Source organism: Mesorhizobium sp. B2-3-15 (assembly GCF_006442875.1).
Classification (GTDB): domain Bacteria; phylum Pseudomonadota; class Alphaproteobacteria; order Rhizobiales; family Rhizobiaceae; genus Mesorhizobium; species Mesorhizobium australicum.
In genome coordinates this window covers 656,333-671,465 of the sequence record NZ_VFVO01000001.1, presented here as the reverse complement: position 1 = coordinate 671,465, position 15,133 = coordinate 656,333, and the positions used below count along the sequence as shown (strand labels likewise).

Genomic DNA, 15,133 nt, shown 5'->3' with positions numbered 1-15,133 from the left:
GCCTCTGCTGTTATCGAAAGCACAAAAGAGGCTTGCATAAAGAATGAGCAACATCGCGATCAGGCCGACGACCCCGGCCGACCTCGACGCCATAACCGAAATCTACGCCGACGCGGTCGCCAACGGCACGGCGAGCTATGAACTGGAGCCGCCCAGCCGCACCGAGATGGGGACGCGATTCGCCGCACTCGCGGCCGGCGGCTTTCCCTATCTGGTGGCGGAAAAGGCAGGTGCCGTGCTTGGCTATGCCTATGCCGGCGCCTTCCGGCCGCGCCCGGCCTATCGCTTCATCGTCGAGGATTCGGTCTATGTCGCGCCTGACGCCAAGGGCCAGGGTGTCGGCCTGAAGCTGATGCAAAGCCTGGTCGCGGCGGTCGAGGCGGCGGGCTTTCGCCAGATCGTCGCGGTGATCGGCGATGGCCGCGCCGACAGCGCCTCGGTCAGGTTGCACGAGAAGCTCGGCTTCCGTCATTCCGGCCGCCTCGAAGGCTCCGGCTACAAGCACGGGCGCTGGTTGGACACGGTATTCATGCAGCTGTCGCTCAACGGCGGGGCATCGCTGCCACCTGATCCGGATTCGCTGCCGGAGCGGAAGTTCCGGAAGGGGGAACTGAAGAATTGAGGAACAGGACACGCGGCGCCTGACGTAAGCGCCCCTTTTCCTTCGTTCCTCAATTCTTCAGTTCGCAATTCACCCCTATACCAGCTTCAGCTTGCTGTCGAAGACGCCGAGCACGCGGCCAAGCTCCTGGCCGCGTTTGAGGATGCGCCCGCCCGCCGCGATGACGGCGAAGGCGCCTTGCTTGCGCGCCAGTTTCGGATCCTTGACGATCTGGAACAGCGGCACTTCGCTGGCACGGCGGAAGACGGAAAAGACAGCGCGGTCGGTGAGGTGATCGATGGCGTAGTCGCGCCATTCATTGGCCGCGACCATGCGTCCGTAAAGCCTGAGGATCTGGTCCAGTTCGCGCCGGTCGAAGCGGACCGGCTGGTCGAGGCGTGCGCTGCGCGCCTCGTGCAGCGGGATCAATATTGCGGATGCGTCTCCATCCCCCATCCCGCCGCCGTCATCGATCATGCCTGCCTCGATCCTTCAAAATGAATCTTTGCCAACCAAAGTTGGCCCCTTCGCATCGCAATTGCAAGAGCCGGAGAAGCGAAGGCAGCGGCGCGCCGTTTCCGTTGCGTCCAGTCACGTTTGTGAAACGCGTGTTGGAATTGGTGATGCTTCGCCATATTTCCGCCTTTTTTTATCCGCGCTCCTGCCCCAATGTCCGACGAATTTACCGGCGTTGCCTGAGACGGTTCGGTCCGGCACCGGCTCGTAAACCCCAAGCCCCCCGCCCACGGGTCTGCGTCGGATCGAACCAACCTCGGCCTTTCCTCGGAAAAGCCAGGTGCGACGATCCCAAAACCTAAATGACCGACGTCAGAAGCAAGCTGACGTCGGTTTTTTCGTTTTTGGGCCTTGCACCCGGGACTGCGCGCCGACGGCATCGGCGTAGGGCCGAAAGCGGCCAACCCCGCGTCGCCATTCAATTCTGCCGACCGTGCTTGCCATTTTCCGTTTCACTTAATAGGGTGTTAAGTGGAAACGGAGACGACAATGCCACACGCATCGGGCTCCCCAGTAAAACAGTTGAATGGCGGGGCGGCCGTGCCGGAGGCCGGCGGCGTCGGCCCCCGTATCAAGGCATTGCGCATGGCGCGGCGCGTCTCGCTGCGCCAGCTTGCCGACATGACGGGCACCACGGCGAGCTTCATCAGCCAGCTCGAGCGCAATCTGTGCGGCGCCAACACCGGCACGCTGCTCAAGATCGCCGCCGCTCTCGATCTCGGCATCAACGATCTGTTCGAGGACAATGCGCGTCCCCTGCACAAGGTGCTGAGGCGCGAGGAGCGGCCGGTCGTTCCGGTCGGCCTCCAAGGCCGCAAGATGCTCCTGTCGCGGCGGCCGATCCATCAATTCGAAGTCTATGCCGGCCATTTCGAGGTTGGCGGCTCGACCGGCGACGAGACCTATGTGCATGGCGGCGAGCACGAAATGTTCATGGTGCTCAAGGGCACCGTCGAACTGACGCTTGCCGACGAGCGCCATCTGATGCGCGAGGGCGACAGCGTCGAATACGCAACCTCGGTGCCGCACCGGACCGTCAATGTCGGCGACACGCCGGCCGAGGTGCTCTGGATCATCGCGCCGCCGACGGCCGGCGCGCTCGAACTCGATCGATACAGGCCCGGAAACCGCTCGCATCCGGGTGAATGAAAACAATGCGAGTTCTGCAAATGGGAGAGATGATCATGAAACTGAGATTTGGACATGCGGCGGCCGTCGCCGTGCTTATGGCGGCGACCGCCGCGCTCGCGCAATCCAAGCCGGTGGCGGGAGAGGTCGCCGAAGGCTCGCTGAAGGGCAAGACGCTGACGCTCGTTTCCTATGGCGGCATCTACCAGGACGGCCAGGCGGCGGCACTCAAGGAGTTCGTCGACAAGTCCGGCGTCAAGCTGCTCAATGACGGCCCGACGGAGATCGCCAAACTGCAGGCGCAGGTCGAGTCCGGCAATGTGACCTGGGACGTCGTCGATACCGACGACCTGCCGCCCTATGTCTATTGCGGCAAGCTGTTCCAGAAGCTCGATCTGACGAAGCTCGACGTCTCGAAAATCCCGGAAGGCCAGGTCGGCGAATGCTCGGTGCCGGCGATGAACTACGGTGTCGTGCTGATGTACAACAAGGAAAAGTACGGGGATAATCCGCCCAAGAGCTGGGCCGACTTCTTCGATACCCAAAAATTCCCCGGCGTGCGTGGCATCGACGGCTCCGGCAGCCCGACCGGTGGCCTGCTGGAACAGGCTTTCAAGGTTGCCGGCGGCGATCCGAAGGCGATGACGGTGGCCGATATCGACAAGGCCATCGATGTGGTCCGCAAGCTCGGCCCCGACACGATCTTCTGGAAGACGGGTGCCGAATCGCAGCAGCTCGCCGAATCCGGCGAGGCCGACATGCTGATGATGTGGACGGGCCGCGCCATGACGGCGGTCAAGAACGGCGCCAAGTACGCGCCCGCCTGGCAGGATTGGCTGGTGGTGATGGACCAGATGACGATTCCGGTCGGCGTCAAGGATACGGATGCGTCCTACGCGCTGCTCAATGCCTATCTCGGCAAGCATGCCCAGGAGATATTGGCGGAGAAGACCTCCTACACGCCGATCAACAACGACGCGCAGCCCAAGGTCGACGCTTCTGTTGCCGCCTACCTGACCAATACGCCTGAACGCCAGAAGCAGGGCTACAAGCAGAACTTCAAGTTCTGGGTCCCGAACTTTGCGGTGGCGCAGGAGAAGTGGTCGGCGCTGATGGCCGGCAACTGACCGGCTGACGGGAAGCAAGGGCCGTGAGCGCGTCCGAGCCAACCATTCCGGCCGCCGAAAGGCGCTGGGCATGGCGGCCGTTCGCGCTCGCGTTGCCGGCCCTGGTCCTGCTTTTCGCGGTGATCGGCTATCCGCTGCTGACCATCGTGCTGCGCAGCCTGTCCGAACCGGAGTGGGGAGCGCAGAACTATGTCTGGTTCTTCAGTGCGCCGATCAACCTTGTCGTGCTCCAGCGGACCTTCGTCATTTCGGCGTGGGTCACGCTGGTGTGCGTGGTTTGCGCTTATCCCTACGCCTATCTGATGACCGCGGTCGGGCCCCGCGTTCGGCTGGTGCTGCTCTTGTGTGTGCTGATCCCGTTTTGGGTGAGCGGCGTGGTGCGCACCTTGTCCTGGGTGATCCTGCTCCAGGACTCAGGCGTCATCAACTCGATCCTGCGGTCGCTCGGGCTCGGTGGCGTCAGGCTGATCCGCACCCAGACGGGCGTGGTCATCGGCATGGCGCAGGTGCTTTTGCCGTTCATGATCCTGCCGCTCTATTCGGTCATGAAAGGCATCGATCTCAGGCTGATGCGCGCGGCGCAAAGCCTTGGCGCGCGGCCGTCCCGCGCCTTCTTCACCATCTACCTGCCGCTGTCGCTGCCGGGCGTCTATGCCGGCGCGATCATCGTCTTCATCCTGGCGCTCGGCTTCTACATCACGCCGGCTTTGCTCGGCGGTCCGCGTTCGACCATGCTGTCCACCCTGGTGCAGACACAGGTGCTCAGCCTGCTGCAATGGGGCCGTGGCGGCGCCATGGGCGTGGTGCTGCTGGTCACGACCTTCGTGCTGCTGGCGCTCGCCGCGCCCGTCATGCGGTCCCGGTACCGCGAAGCGGAGCGGCGCTAATGGAGATGAAGCCGCTCACCCGCGTCATCCTCGGCCTTGTCTGCCTGCTGGTGGCCATATGGCTGGTGGCCCCGACGCTGGTCGTGGTGCCGATGTCGTTCAACGAGAACAAGTCGCTGGCGTTTCCGCCGCAGGGCTTTTCCTGGCAATGGTACCAGAATTTCGCCACCAACCCGGACTGGTCGAACAGCTTCCTCAATTCGCTGAAGGTCGCCTCGATCGTTGCCGTGCTGGCAACGGTCCTCGGCACGCTTGCCGCCTTCGGCCTCGACCGCATGAAGGCGCGGCCGGCAAACCTGCTGCGCATGCTGATGTTGACGCCGATGGTGGTGCCGGGCGTGGTGCTGGCCATCGGCATCTACGCGGTCTATCTCGATACGCGGCTTGTCGGCACGCTGCTCGGCTTCGTGCTCGCCCACACCATCCTTGCGCTGCCTTTCGTGCTGATTGCCGTCTCGGCCAATCTCGAAGTGTTCGACAGGCGGCTCGAGACAGCCGCGGCGAGCCTCGGCGCCAGCGCGCTCACCACCTTCCGTACGGTGACGCTGCCGCTGATCGCACCCGGCGTGCTGTCGGGCCTGCTGTTCGCCTTCGCCACCTCCTTCGATGAGATCGTCGTGTCCCTGTTCATCACCAATCCCTACCTCAAGACATTGCCGGTGCAGATCTTCGCTTCCATCACGCGCGACGCCGACCCGACGGTCGCGGCCGTCGGCACGATCCTGTTGTTTGCCACCACGATCCTGATCGGCGGCGGCATGCTTCTTCTTGGCCGCGAGCGGAAAGGACGCCAATGACCCCGGGGCAAGACAGCAGGGGCGCGGCGATCGATCTCAGGTCGATCAGCAAGGCCTATGGCAGCTTCAAGGCGCTGGACGGCGTGTCGCTGCACATCGAGGCCGGCGAGTTCATGACGCTGCTTGGACCAAGCGGCTCCGGCAAGACGACGACGCTCAACGTCGTCGCCGGTTTCACCGAGGCCAGTTCCGGCGCGCTGGAAGTGGGCGGCAAGAGCGTCGTCGGCGTGCCGGCGCACAAGCGCAACATCGGCGTCGTCTTCCAGCATTACGCGCTGTTTCCCCATATGACGGTGAGCCGCAACGTCGCCTATCCGCTCGCCTTGCGCGGCGTGGCGGGAGCCGAGCGCGAACGCCGGGTGCGCCAGGCGCTCGACATGGTCAAGATGGCGGATTTCGGCCATCGCTTCCCCAGCGAGCTTTCGGGCGGCCAGCAGCAACGCGTGGCGCTGGCCCGCGCCATCGTCTTCGATCCGCCGCTGCTGTTGATGGACGAGCCGCTCGGCGCACTCGACAAGAAACTGCGCGAATGGCTGCAGCTCGAGATCAAGCGCATCCACCGCGAACTCGGCACCACTTTCGTCTATGTAACGCACGATCAGGAAGAGGCGCTGGTGCTGTCGGATCGCATCGCCGTGTTCAACCGGGGCCGCATCGAACAGATCGGTACCGGGCGCGAGCTGTATGATGAACCGGCGACGCTGTTCGTTGGCAAGTTTATCGGCGATTCCACCGTGCTGCGCGGGGCCGCCGCCACCTCGGGCCAGGAGACGGCGATCGAAATATCAGGCCAGACGGTGACAACCGCCAAGCGTCTCGCCAATGGCGGCAGGCCGGTCATGCTGCTGCGCCCCGAAAAGCTGGCGCTCGCCCGCCCTGGTGCTGGCGGCGACGGCCGCAACCGGCTCACGGGCCGTATCGGCGAAGCCATCTATCTCGGCTCCGGCTCAAAATACGAGGTCGACCTGGCCGACGGCTCGAAAGCCATCGTGCGCTCGACGCTGGAAGCAGACAGTTTCGCCATCGGAGACGAGGTCGAGGTGCTGTTCGCCGGCGCCGACGTGAAGCTGCTCGCCGACGACGACAAGGCTGACCTGACGCTCACCTGATTTCGGAACGGATTTCAAAAAATGCAAGCCAAGCACAATGGCGACGTGTCGTTCTGGTATGCCGATATCGGCGGCGTGCCGGCCTATCGGCCGTCCTTGCCCGGCGATATCGAGGCCGATGTCTGCATCGTCGGCGCCGGCTACACCGGCCTGTGGACCGCCTATTATCTGAAGAAGGCGCAGCCTGCGCTGCGTATCGCCATCGTCGAAAAAGAGTTCGCGGGCTTCGGCGCGTCGGGCCGCAATGGCGGCTGGCTCTCGGGCGGCTTCAGCTGGTCGCGCGAGAAATACGCAAAGACCTCCTCGCGCGGCGCGGTGATCGACATGCAGCGCGCCATGTTCGGCACGGTCGATGAGGTGATCGCGGTGACGGAAGCCGAAGGCATCGACGCCGATATTCGCCGCGTCGACAACATCACCGTCGCCACCAACGCGGCACAATTGCAGCGCGCCAAGGACGAATACGAGGAGCTGCTGGGCTGGGAGATGCCGCCGGAGCGGCTGGCCTTCCTCGACGCGCGGGAGGCGCGCCAGCGCATCGCCATCGACAAGGTGCTGGGCGCCTTCGTGGTGCGCAACGTCGCGCGTGTCCAGCCGGCGAAGCTGGTGCAAGGCCTGGCCGCGGCTGTCGAGCGGCTTGGCGTGCCGATCTACGAGCAGACGCAGGTGCTGGCGATCGAGAAGGGCAAGGTCACCACCAGCAGAGGCATCGTGCGGGCAGGGAAGATCATCCGCGCCACCGAAGGCTTCACGGCTGGCATTCCCGGCTACGAGCGTCTCTGGCTGCCGCTGAACAGCGCCATCGTGGTGACCGAGAAGCTGCCGCAAGAACTGTGGGACCAGATCGGCTGGAACGGTTACGAGGTGTTGGGCGATGCCGCTCACACCTATTGCTACGCGCAGCGCACGCGCGAAGGCCGCATCGCCATGGGCGGCCGTGGCGTGCCCTACCGCTTCGGTTCGCGCACCGATGTGCGCGGCCGGACCCAGCAGGCGACCATCGACCAGTTGCACGAGGTGCTGACCAGGCTGTTGCCGCAGACCAAGGGCGTGCGTCTCGACCATGCCTGGTGCGGGACGCTTGGGGTGCCGCGCGACTGGTGCACCACTTCAGGCTTCGACCGGGAAAGCGGCATCGGCTGGGCCGGCGGCTATGTCGGGCTCGGGGTTTCCAGTTCCAACCTGTCAGGCCGCACCTTGCGCGACCTCGTGCTCGGCCACGACACCGAGTTGACCCGGCTGCCCTGGGTCAACCGCACGGTCAAGAAATGGGAACCGGAACCACTGCGCTGGCTCGGCGTGCACACAATGTACCAGCTCTATCGCATCGCCGACCGGCGTGAAGCAAACGGCCTGGACCGGACCTCACGCCTTGCGGCCTTCGCCGATCGCCTGACCGGACACTGAAAGCATTCGAGCAGGAAATGTGCGGTTTCCGTCTGGAATTGCGCCGAACCCGTGACCTTACAGCTTACGATCGAGGGAGGTCTCGGATCCGGGTCTGTGGATGAAAGCCGCACCCAGGATGGGGCCTGGCAGGCCATCCTTGCCGACCGACTGCAAAAGCACGGCGCAGCCGCCTTTCTTGGTGATCTCGCTCAGCGGAAATTCGTAGCGCTGCGCCTTGCCATGCCACATGCCGGCGGTCTGGATCCCGGTGACCGCGTTCCAATAGGTCATCTTGCGGCCGGAGTTCTCGCCCTGGCCGATCTTGACCGTCTGCGGCGCGTCGAAATAGACGATGACGACATGGGCGTCGTTCGGGCCGGTGCCGGCGTCACCCGCGTCGATGATCACACGGTCGCCGGTGCGGCTGACCTTGATGGGCACACGCATGCCTTCGCCGGCACGAGCCATGCGGGCAAGCGCGCCGTCGACCTCACCGCGATTGGCGCCGTTGACATGCATGCGGCCGTTCAGGACGGCCTGCGGCGTATAGACGGAACGGCTGCTGAAGTAGCGCATATAGTCATATTGCCGCTCGGTGTTTTCCTTGTGGCTCAGCGTGTCCTTCCAGCCGAGATAGTCCCAGTAATCGACGTGATAGGCGAGCGCGACAATATCTTGCCTCGTGGCGAGTTCGGCGAAGAACGCGTCCGCCGGCGGGCAGGAACTGCAGCCCTGGCTGGTGAACAGTTCGACCACGCCGAGCGGCCTGTCGGATTTTTCGGCCTGGGCCCTTTCGGGCTCGCTGGCATGCCCAGCGCCGGCAAAAGCCGAGAAGGCCAGCGCGAAGGCTGCCAGCCACAATGATCGTCGCGAGGCCATGACCATTCCAATTCCCGCCGGTGATGCCGGCTTTGTTCTGCTTTGCCGAAATATGTGGCAGAACGGGAAGTCAACGGGAAGTCACGTTGCGGTGAAATTTTACCGCTGCAATCGTGAGGTAAGGCCGCAATAGGAGCAGCCGCTGCATTTCAAGGCGTGGTTCGATTGAGCGGCGGCATCATCGCCATGCGGCAGGTTCTCCTCACCGCCATCGATCTCTATTGCGAACGCACCGGCCCTGGACTTTGGTCTGGGCCGGTCAATGCTTTGACGACCTTGCCTTCATCGCGGCAGGACTGTGCGGTATGCTGGTCTGCTGTGCCGTGGCAGGGAAGTAGTGAGTAGGGGCGTCCCCTGCATCCCACTCACTACTCACTGTTTTCTAGGCCGCCAGATCGCGCAGCACGTACTGCAAGATGCCACCGTTCTTGAAGTAGTCGAGCTCATCCAGCGTATCGATGCGGCAGATGATCGGCACGTTCTTCACCGTGCCGTCGCCATAGGTGATCTTGGCGGTCATCGTCTGGCGCGGCTTGATGGCGCTCAATCCGTCGATCTCGACCAGCTCGTCGCCCTTGAGGTTGAGGGAAGCCCATGAGGTGCCTTCCTCGAAGACGAAGGGAATGACGCCCATGCCGACCAGGTTCGAACGATGGATGCGCTCGAAGGACTGGGCGATGACGGCACGGACACCGAGCAGGTTGGTGCCCTTTGCCGCCCAGTCGCGCGACGAGCCGTTGCCGTATTCGACGCCGGCGAAGATGACCAGCGGCACGCCTTCCTTCTTGTACTGCATCGCCGCGTCGTAGATCGATTCCTCTTCCTTGCTGGGATAGTGGATGGTGTAGCCGCCCTCGCGGCCGTTCTCGCCCAGCATGTGGTTGCGGATGCGGATGTTGGCGAAGGTGCCGCGCATCATCACCTCATGGTTGCCGCGCCGCGTGCCGTACTGGTTGAAGTCGGCGACGCCGACGCCATGGTCGGTGAGGTATTTGCCGGCCGGCGAGGCGGCCTTGATCGAACCCGCCGGCGAGATGTGGTCGGTGGTGATCTTGTCGCCGAACAGGCCGAGCACCCGGGCGCCCTTGATGTCGCCGATCTTGCCGAAACCCGTGGTCATGCCGGCGAAGTAGGGCGGGTTCTGCACATAGGTCGAATTGTTGTCCCAGGCATAGGTCTGGCCTTCCGGCGCCTTGACGTTCTGCCAGTACTCGTCGCCCTTGAAGACGTCGGCATATTTGCGGGCGAACAGCTCGCGGGTGACGTTCTTCTCGATGAACTCCTGGATCTCGGCCGAGCTCGGCCAGATATCCTTGAGATAGACCGGATTGCCGTTCCTGTCGTCGCCGAGCGGCTCGGTGGTCAGGTCCTTGGTCACGGTACCGGCCAGCGCATGCGCCACGACCAGCGGCGGCGACGCCAGGTAGTTCGCCTGCACGTCGGGCGAGACGCGGCCTTCGAAGTTGCGGTTGCCGGAGAGCACCGCGGCGGCAATCAGGCCCTTGTCGTTGATGGTTTTTGAGATCGGAGCGGGCAGCGGGCCGGAATTGCCGATGCAGGTGGTGCAGCCGAAGCCGACCAAGTTGAAGCCGATCTGATCGAGCTCCTTCTGCAGGCCCGACTTTTCCAGATATTCCGCCACCACCTGGCTGCCGGGGGCCAGCGAGGTCTTTACCCACGGCTTCTGCTTCAGGCCAAGGCGGTTGGCGTTGCGGGCAAGCAAGCCCGCACCGATCAGCACTGATGGGTTCGAGGTGTTGGTGCACGAGGTGATGGCGGCGATGACGACGTCGCCATGGCCAAGGTCATGGTCGGTGCCTTCGACGGCATAGCGTTTGGAGATTTCCGCCGCCTTCTTGTATTCGGTGTCCATCGCCTTGGCGAAGCCGGCGGGAATGCCTTCCAGCGCGACACGGCCCTCGGGGCGCTTGGGGCCGGCCATCGACGGCACGACGCTGTCCAGCTCCAGTTCGAGCAGGTCGGTGAAGACCGGGTCGGCGGAGCCGGCCTCGCGCCACATGCCTTGCGCCTTGGAATAGGCCTCGACCAGTGCGATGCGGTCCTCGCTGCGGCCCGACATTGTGAGATAGCGGATGGTTTCGGAATCGACCGGGAAGAAACCGCAGGTGGCGCCATATTCGGGCGCCATGTTGCCGATGGTGGCGCGGTCGGCCAGCGTCATGTTGGACAGGCCGGGGCCGAAGAACTCGACGAACTTGCCGACGACGCCCTTCTTGCGCAGCATCTGGGTGACGGTCAGCACGAGGTCGGTGGCGGTGACGCCCTCCTTGAGCTTGCCGGTGAGGCGGAAGCCGATGACTTCCGGCAGCAGCATGGAGACCGGCTGGCCGAGCATGGCCGCCTCGGCCTCGATGCCGCCGACGCCCCAGCCGAGCACGCCAAGGCCGTTGATCATGGTTGTATGCGAATCGGTGCCGACGCAGGTGTCGGGATAGGCGGTGGTTTCGCCGTCCTCGGTGTTGGTCCACACCACCTGGCCGAGATATTCGAGATTGACCTGGTGGCAGATGCCGGTGCCGGGCGGCACGACGCGGAAGTTGCGGAACGCCTGCTGGCCCCATTTCAGGAACTTGTAGCGCTCTTCGTTGCGCTCATATTCGAGCTCGACATTGCGGGCGAACGCCATCGGCGTGCCGAACTCGTCGACGATGACGGAATGGTCGATGACAAGGTCGACCGGCACCAGCGGGTTGATCTTCTGCGGATCGCCGCCGAGCGACGCCATGGCGTCGCGCATGGCGGCGAGGTCGACCACAGCCGGGACGCCGGTGAAATCCTGCATCAGCACGCGGGCCGGGCGATAGGCGATTTCGACGCCGGCGGTGCCCTTGTCGGTCAGCCAGCCGGCCACCGCCTGGATGCTCTCCTTGGTGACGGAGCGGCCGTCCTCGTTGCGCAGCAGGTTTTCCAGCAGCACCTTCATCGAATAGGGCAGCTGGGCAATGCCGGTGAGGCCGTTCTTCTCAGCCTCGACGAGGTCGAAATAGACATACTCGGCGTCGCCCGCTTTCAGCGTGCGGCGGCAATTGAAACTGTCGAGGGATTTTGACACGTGCGATCCGTCCTTGTCTGTTCAGCCTGAAAGGGAACGGACGCCGATGGCATGCAATCACGCGCAAAGGTGCGGGTACGGCCATTTCCGCTGTCCGTTCCCAAGCAACCCGAGCCGTTCAAGGCGGCGCGTGCGCTGGTTCGGCGCTAATTCTGTTCCCGCGCCGACCGCTGGCACGGATGCCCCGCATATAGAGAATTTTCTGGAATAGTTCTAGACAGTTGCTGAGCAAATTTGTGCGATGCGGCAGCGCTCGCGAAACATTGATTTCATGGCAGGCGAGGGATGCGGCTTATCGCCGAAAATCTGGGCGGCGAACGCGGCGGCGAGCCGGTTTTCTCCGGCATCGGCTTTGTCCTCGATCAGGGCCAGGCCCTGGTCGTCACCGGGCCGAACGGCTCGGGCAAATCGACCTTGCTCAGGGTCGTGGCCGGGCTGCTGCCGAAAACCGAAGGCCGTCTGCTGCTCGAGGGCGGCGGCGACGAGTTCCCCTCGATCGGCTCGGCCTGCCACTATCTCGGCCACCAGAACGCGATGAAGACGGCGCTGAGCGTGACCGAGAATTTGCGCTTCTGGCGGGAGTTCCATGGCGAAGGCCGGCTCGATGTGGAGGAGGCGCTGGAAACGGTCGGGCTCGGCGGCATCGGCCATTTGCCGTTCGGCTATCTCTCCACCGGGCAAAGACGCCGCGCGGCGATCGCGAAACTCTTGGTCAGCCATCGGCCGCTGTGGCTGCTCGATGAGCCGACGGCAGGGCTGGACAAGGCTTCGGAAGCGCGGTTTGCAGGGCTGGTGCGCCGGCATTGCGAGGAAGGCGGGATGATCGTGGCGGCGACGCATCTGCCGCTGGGATTGGAAGGGGCGAAAGAGTTGGCAATGGGGGAGGCCTTTTGATGACTGCACCCTACGGCGCCCCCCTTCTTCAACAGGGGACCACATCGTAATGTGGTCCCTCTTCCTGCGCGACATCCGCCTCTCGATCCGCGCCGGCGGCGGCGCGCTGACGGGCGTCATCTTCTTCCTCGCCGTCATCGCCACCATCCCTTTCGGCGTTGGGCCGGACCTCAGGCTGTTGGCCCGCATCGGTCCGGCGATCCTGTGGATCGGCGCGCTGCTTGCCTGCCTGCTCGGCCTCGACCGGCTGTTCCAGGCCGATCGCGAGGACGGTTCGCTCGATCTTCTGGTGCTCGGCAACGACCGGCATATGCTGGCGCTGACGGTGCTGGTGAAGTGCGTCGCGCATTGGGCGGGCAGCGTCCTGCCGCTGGTGGTCGCGGCCCCCCTGCTCGGCCTGTTCATGAACATGGAACCGTTGGCCATAGGCGCCACGGCGCTGACGCTGCTGGTCGGCACGCCGGCAATCACCTTCATCGGTGCCGTGGGCGCCGCGGTGGCGGTGGCGCTGCCGCGTGGCGGCCTCTTGATCTCGGTGCTGGTGCTGCCGCTGACCATACCGGTGCTGATCTTCGGCGTTTCGGCGAGCTATGGCGCGACGGCCAATCCCGATCCATTCCTGCAGCCCTTCCTCATTCTTGCCGCGCTGACGCTGTTTCTTGGTGTGCTGGGGCCGACCGCAGCGGCGCTGGCGCTGCGCCACGGCACCGATTGAGGCGCCAGAGGTCTGAAGGCTGCGGCGTGGCGGCCGATTGCGAAGCCGCCGGCGCGCGGCTAAGGGAAGACATGATCGAACGAGGCGGAAAGACCCGGCTGGAACGAGACGCGGCGATGGAGCGGCGCGCATGAGCGCGCATGCGCTCTACGTCGCGGCGGCCTACACGATCACCGCCGTGGCACTGGCCGGGCTGATCGGCTGGATCCTCATCGACCAGCGGGCGCGCAAGCGCGAACTCGCCGAACTCGAGGCGGCCGGCGTGCGCCGCCGTTCCGACAAGGCAGCCAAGTCATGAGCACAGGGACGGAAACGCCGGCCCGTCGCCGCCTGTTCGTATTTTTGCCGCTGCTGGTCTTCCTCGGACTGGCCGGACTGTTCCTGTCGCAGCTCTTGTCGGGACGCGATGTCTCGGAAGTGCCGTCGGCGCTCATCGGCCTGCCGGCACCACAAACCAACTTGCCGCCCCTGGAGGGCAGCAATCTGCCCGGGCTCGATTCGAAAGCCTTCGCCGGCAAGGTCACGCTGGTCAACGTGTTTGCGTCCTGGTGCGCACCATGTCGGGAAGAGCACCCAGTGCTGCTGGCGCTGGCGCAGGACAAAAGGTTCGCGATGGCGGCGCTGAATTACAAGGACCGGCCGGAAAACGCCCGCCGCTTCCTCGGCGACCTTGGCAATCCGTTCCAGGCAATCGGCGTCGACGAAGCCGGCCGCACGGCGATCGACTGGGGTGTCTATGGCGTGCCGGAAACCTTCGTCATCGGCAAGGATGGCAAGATAGCCTACAAGCATGTCGGCCCGCTGACGCCAGAGTCCGCCAGGGAGCTTCTGCTGCCGCAGATCGACAAGGCACTGGCCAGGCCGAGCTGAGGCGACGTCGCGAAGACCTGATGTCCCTTGGTTTGTACACGTATATGGTTGAAGCGGAGCGGATGGCTCCGCGCCACCTCAATTCGGCCCACCTGGCCGTGGCGGCGACAGCACATCCTCGGCCGAGAGCACCCGCGCTTCCGAGGGCAGCATGATCGGGATGCCGTCGCGCACCGGATAAGCGAGCTTGGCGACCCGCGAAACCAGCTCGCCGCGCTCGGGGTCCCAGGCCAGCGGCCCCTTGGTCAGCGGGCAGGCCAGGAGTTCGAGCAGCTTCGGGTCAACATTGGCCTTCTTTCCGTCGCGCCCATCCGTCATTGGGTCCTCTTCCGGTTTCACGCCCTGGATGTCAGCCAGCATGTCAGGATCTGTCGAGATCGGTCAGGCCGTCATTGCAGGCCGGCTGGATATCGTCGCATTCCTACTGCAGGCTCGAGCCAAAATCCTCATTCTCGCGCGCCAGCGTCATCTCGGTGATGGCAATCAGCGTTTCGGCCCTGGTTTTCAGGTCCGCGGCCTCGAGCAATGCCTGCTTCTCGGCCGGTCCATAGGGCGCCATCATCGACAGCGCGTTGACCAGCATGGCGTTTTCGGCACGGCTGACGCTCTCCCAGTCGGCTTCCAGATCATTGGCCTGCAGATAGGCGCGAAAGGCTCTGAGCAGCGCCGGCCGGTCGATTTCATCAGCCGCCTGCTCCTCGTCCAGATCGGCGAGGAAGGGTGCCGGCTTCGCCTGGCGGAACGGCGTCTTGACCGTCAGCTCGTGGGCGACGCGGAACCGGCACACGCCTTGCAGCGAGATCAGGTAGCGGCCATCGCCGGTCTCGGAAAAGGCGATGATGCGACCGATGCAGCCGACATTGCAGAGCTCCGGTTCGCCATCCTCGCGCAATGCGCCATTGAGGCCGGGCTGGATGACGCCGACGAGCCGCGAACCGGCGACCGCCTCGTCCACCATCTGCAGGTAGCGCGGCTCGAAGATGTTGAGCGGCATGCGGCCGCCCGGCAGCAGCAGCGCGCCTTCGAGCGGAAAGAGCGGGATCGTCGACGGCAGATCCTTGGCGAGCCGGTAATGCGCGTTTCCCGCTTGCACCTCGTTCCTCCGATCGCTTCCCTTGCGAAGCGTCAACCCTGCCTTGTCCTATCTG

The 15,133-nt window shown here is 64.3% G+C and carries 16 protein-coding genes; 11 read left to right on the top strand and 5 right to left on the bottom strand.

The features are described 5' to 3' along the window. The first annotated feature begins 43 nt into the window (after positions 1-43). On the top strand, positions 44-622 hold the full coding sequence (locus FJ954_RS03310) for a GNAT family N-acetyltransferase (protein ID WP_140660406.1): 579 nt from the start codon (positions 44-46) through the stop codon (positions 620-622). Between the two features lie 75 nt (positions 623-697). On the opposite strand, the gene FJ954_RS03305 is transcribed toward FJ954_RS03310, so the two are convergent. Then, positions 698-1,078 carry a DUF2794 domain-containing protein gene (locus tag FJ954_RS03305; RefSeq protein ID WP_015314934.1) on the bottom strand — a complete coding sequence of 127 codons (381 nt, stop codon included), beginning with the start codon at positions 1,076-1,078 and terminating at the stop codon, positions 698-700. 528 nt (positions 1,079-1,606) lie between these two features. Between FJ954_RS03305 and FJ954_RS03300 the strand changes: the two genes are divergently transcribed. The 6 genes from FJ954_RS03300 to FJ954_RS03275 are packed head-to-tail and all read left to right on the top strand — an operon-like array spanning position 1,607 to position 7,572. Beyond that, positions 1,607-2,266: an XRE family transcriptional regulator gene (locus FJ954_RS03300; protein ID WP_015314933.1), complete on the top strand. Its 660-nt coding sequence runs from the start codon at positions 1,607-1,609 to the stop codon at positions 2,264-2,266. A 35-nt stretch (positions 2,267-2,301) separates the two neighbouring features. Further along, positions 2,302-3,372: an extracellular solute-binding protein gene (locus FJ954_RS03295; protein WP_181171355.1), complete on the top strand. Its 1,071-nt coding sequence runs from the start codon at positions 2,302-2,304 to the stop codon at positions 3,370-3,372. 23 nt (positions 3,373-3,395) lie between these two features. After that, the gene (locus FJ954_RS03290; RefSeq protein WP_140660405.1) at positions 3,396-4,259 is read left to right on the top strand and encodes an ABC transporter permease; all 864 of its coding nucleotides are present in this window, start codon (positions 3,396-3,398) and stop codon (positions 4,257-4,259) included. Continuing rightward, entirely contained in the window at positions 4,259-5,056 is a 798-nt protein-coding gene (locus FJ954_RS03285; RefSeq protein ID WP_140660404.1) for an ABC transporter permease, read from the top strand. Before FJ954_RS03290 ends, FJ954_RS03285 begins: the two co-directional genes overlap by 1 nt. Further along, positions 5,053-6,165, top strand: a complete 1,113-nt coding sequence (locus FJ954_RS03280; RefSeq protein WP_140618235.1) for an ABC transporter ATP-binding protein — start codon at positions 5,053-5,055, stop codon at positions 6,163-6,165. Before FJ954_RS03285 ends, FJ954_RS03280 begins: the two co-directional genes overlap by 4 nt. Positions 6,166-6,186: 21 nt before the next feature. Next, on the top strand, positions 6,187-7,572 hold the full coding sequence (locus FJ954_RS03275; protein WP_140660403.1) for an FAD-binding oxidoreductase: 1,386 nt from the start codon (positions 6,187-6,189) through the stop codon (positions 7,570-7,572). A gap of 57 nt (positions 7,573-7,629) precedes the next feature. Here FJ954_RS03275 and FJ954_RS03270 read toward each other — a convergent pair whose 3' ends face one another. After that, complete coding sequence (locus FJ954_RS03270) at positions 7,630-8,439, bottom strand: thioredoxin family protein (RefSeq protein WP_015314927.1); 810 nt, start codon at positions 8,437-8,439, stop codon at positions 7,630-7,632. 376 nt (positions 8,440-8,815) lie between these two features. Continuing rightward, positions 8,816-11,506: an aconitate hydratase AcnA gene (acnA, locus tag FJ954_RS03265; RefSeq protein WP_015314926.1), complete on the bottom strand. Its 2,691-nt coding sequence runs from the start codon at positions 11,504-11,506 to the stop codon at positions 8,816-8,818. 285 nt (positions 11,507-11,791) lie between these two features. Here acnA and ccmA point away from each other — a divergent pair, with 285 nt between their 5' ends. The 4 genes from ccmA to FJ954_RS03245 all read left to right on the top strand — a co-directional run bounded on the left by ccmA (position 11,792) and on the right by FJ954_RS03245 (position 13,985). Further along, entirely contained in the window at positions 11,792-12,400 is a 609-nt protein-coding gene (gene ccmA / locus FJ954_RS03260) for a heme ABC exporter ATP-binding protein CcmA (RefSeq protein WP_140660402.1), read from the top strand. Between the two features lie 49 nt (positions 12,401-12,449). Continuing rightward, positions 12,450-13,115 carry a heme exporter protein CcmB gene (gene ccmB / locus FJ954_RS03255; RefSeq protein ID WP_140660401.1) on the top strand — a complete coding sequence of 222 codons (666 nt, stop codon included), beginning with the start codon at positions 12,450-12,452 and terminating at the stop codon, positions 13,113-13,115. Between the two features lie 130 nt (positions 13,116-13,245). Continuing rightward, the gene (gene ccmD / locus FJ954_RS03250; RefSeq protein ID WP_015314923.1) at positions 13,246-13,413 is read left to right on the top strand and encodes a heme exporter protein CcmD; all 168 of its coding nucleotides are present in this window, start codon (positions 13,246-13,248) and stop codon (positions 13,411-13,413) included. Continuing rightward, positions 13,410-13,985, top strand: coding sequence for a DsbE family thiol:disulfide interchange protein (locus FJ954_RS03245; protein ID WP_015314922.1), 576 nt, complete (start codon positions 13,410-13,412; stop codon positions 13,983-13,985). The genes ccmD and FJ954_RS03245 overlap by 4 nt, the downstream gene beginning before the upstream one ends. A gap of 78 nt (positions 13,986-14,063) precedes the next feature. Here FJ954_RS03245 and FJ954_RS03240 read toward each other — a convergent pair whose 3' ends face one another. After that, entirely contained in the window at positions 14,064-14,303 is a 240-nt protein-coding gene (locus tag FJ954_RS03240) for a Trm112 family protein (protein ID WP_015314921.1), read from the bottom strand. A 103-nt stretch (positions 14,304-14,406) separates the two neighbouring features. Beyond that, a complete protein-coding gene (locus FJ954_RS03235; RefSeq protein WP_015314920.1) occupies positions 14,407-15,078 on the bottom strand; it encodes an LON peptidase substrate-binding domain-containing protein in 672 nt (223 codons plus the stop codon). Positions 15,079-15,133: the final 55 nt, after the last annotated feature.

Excerpts from the sequence above, each read along its gene's own strand:
- FJ954_RS03310 (WP_140660406.1), top strand. The coding sequence starts at position 44 with ATGAGCAACATCGCGATCAGGCCGACGACCCCGGCCGACCTCGACGCC.
- FJ954_RS03305 (WP_015314934.1), bottom strand. The coding sequence starts at position 1,078 with ATGATCGATGACGGCGGCGGGATGGGGGATGGAGACGCATCCGCAATA.
- FJ954_RS03300 (WP_015314933.1), top strand. The coding sequence starts at position 1,607 with ATGCCACACGCATCGGGCTCCCCAGTAAAACAGTTGAATGGCGGGGCG.
- FJ954_RS03295 (WP_181171355.1), top strand. The coding sequence starts at position 2,302 with ATGAAACTGAGATTTGGACATGCGGCGGCCGTCGCCGTGCTTATGGCG.
- FJ954_RS03285 (WP_140660404.1), top strand. The coding sequence starts at position 4,259 with ATGGAGATGAAGCCGCTCACCCGCGTCATCCTCGGCCTTGTCTGCCTG.
- FJ954_RS03280 (WP_140618235.1), top strand. The coding sequence starts at position 5,053 with ATGACCCCGGGGCAAGACAGCAGGGGCGCGGCGATCGATCTCAGGTCG.
- FJ954_RS03275 (WP_140660403.1), top strand. The coding sequence starts at position 6,187 with ATGCAAGCCAAGCACAATGGCGACGTGTCGTTCTGGTATGCCGATATC.
- FJ954_RS03270 (WP_015314927.1), bottom strand. The coding sequence starts at position 8,439 with ATGGTCATGGCCTCGCGACGATCATTGTGGCTGGCAGCCTTCGCGCTG.
- ccmA (WP_140660402.1), top strand. The coding sequence starts at position 11,792 with ATGCGGCTTATCGCCGAAAATCTGGGCGGCGAACGCGGCGGCGAGCCG.
- ccmB (WP_140660401.1), top strand. The coding sequence starts at position 12,450 with ATGTGGTCCCTCTTCCTGCGCGACATCCGCCTCTCGATCCGCGCCGGC.
- ccmD (WP_015314923.1), top strand. The coding sequence starts at position 13,246 with ATGAGCGCGCATGCGCTCTACGTCGCGGCGGCCTACACGATCACCGCC.
- FJ954_RS03245 (WP_015314922.1), top strand. The coding sequence starts at position 13,410 with ATGAGCACAGGGACGGAAACGCCGGCCCGTCGCCGCCTGTTCGTATTT.
- FJ954_RS03240 (WP_015314921.1), bottom strand. The coding sequence starts at position 14,303 with ATGACGGATGGGCGCGACGGAAAGAAGGCCAATGTTGACCCGAAGCTG.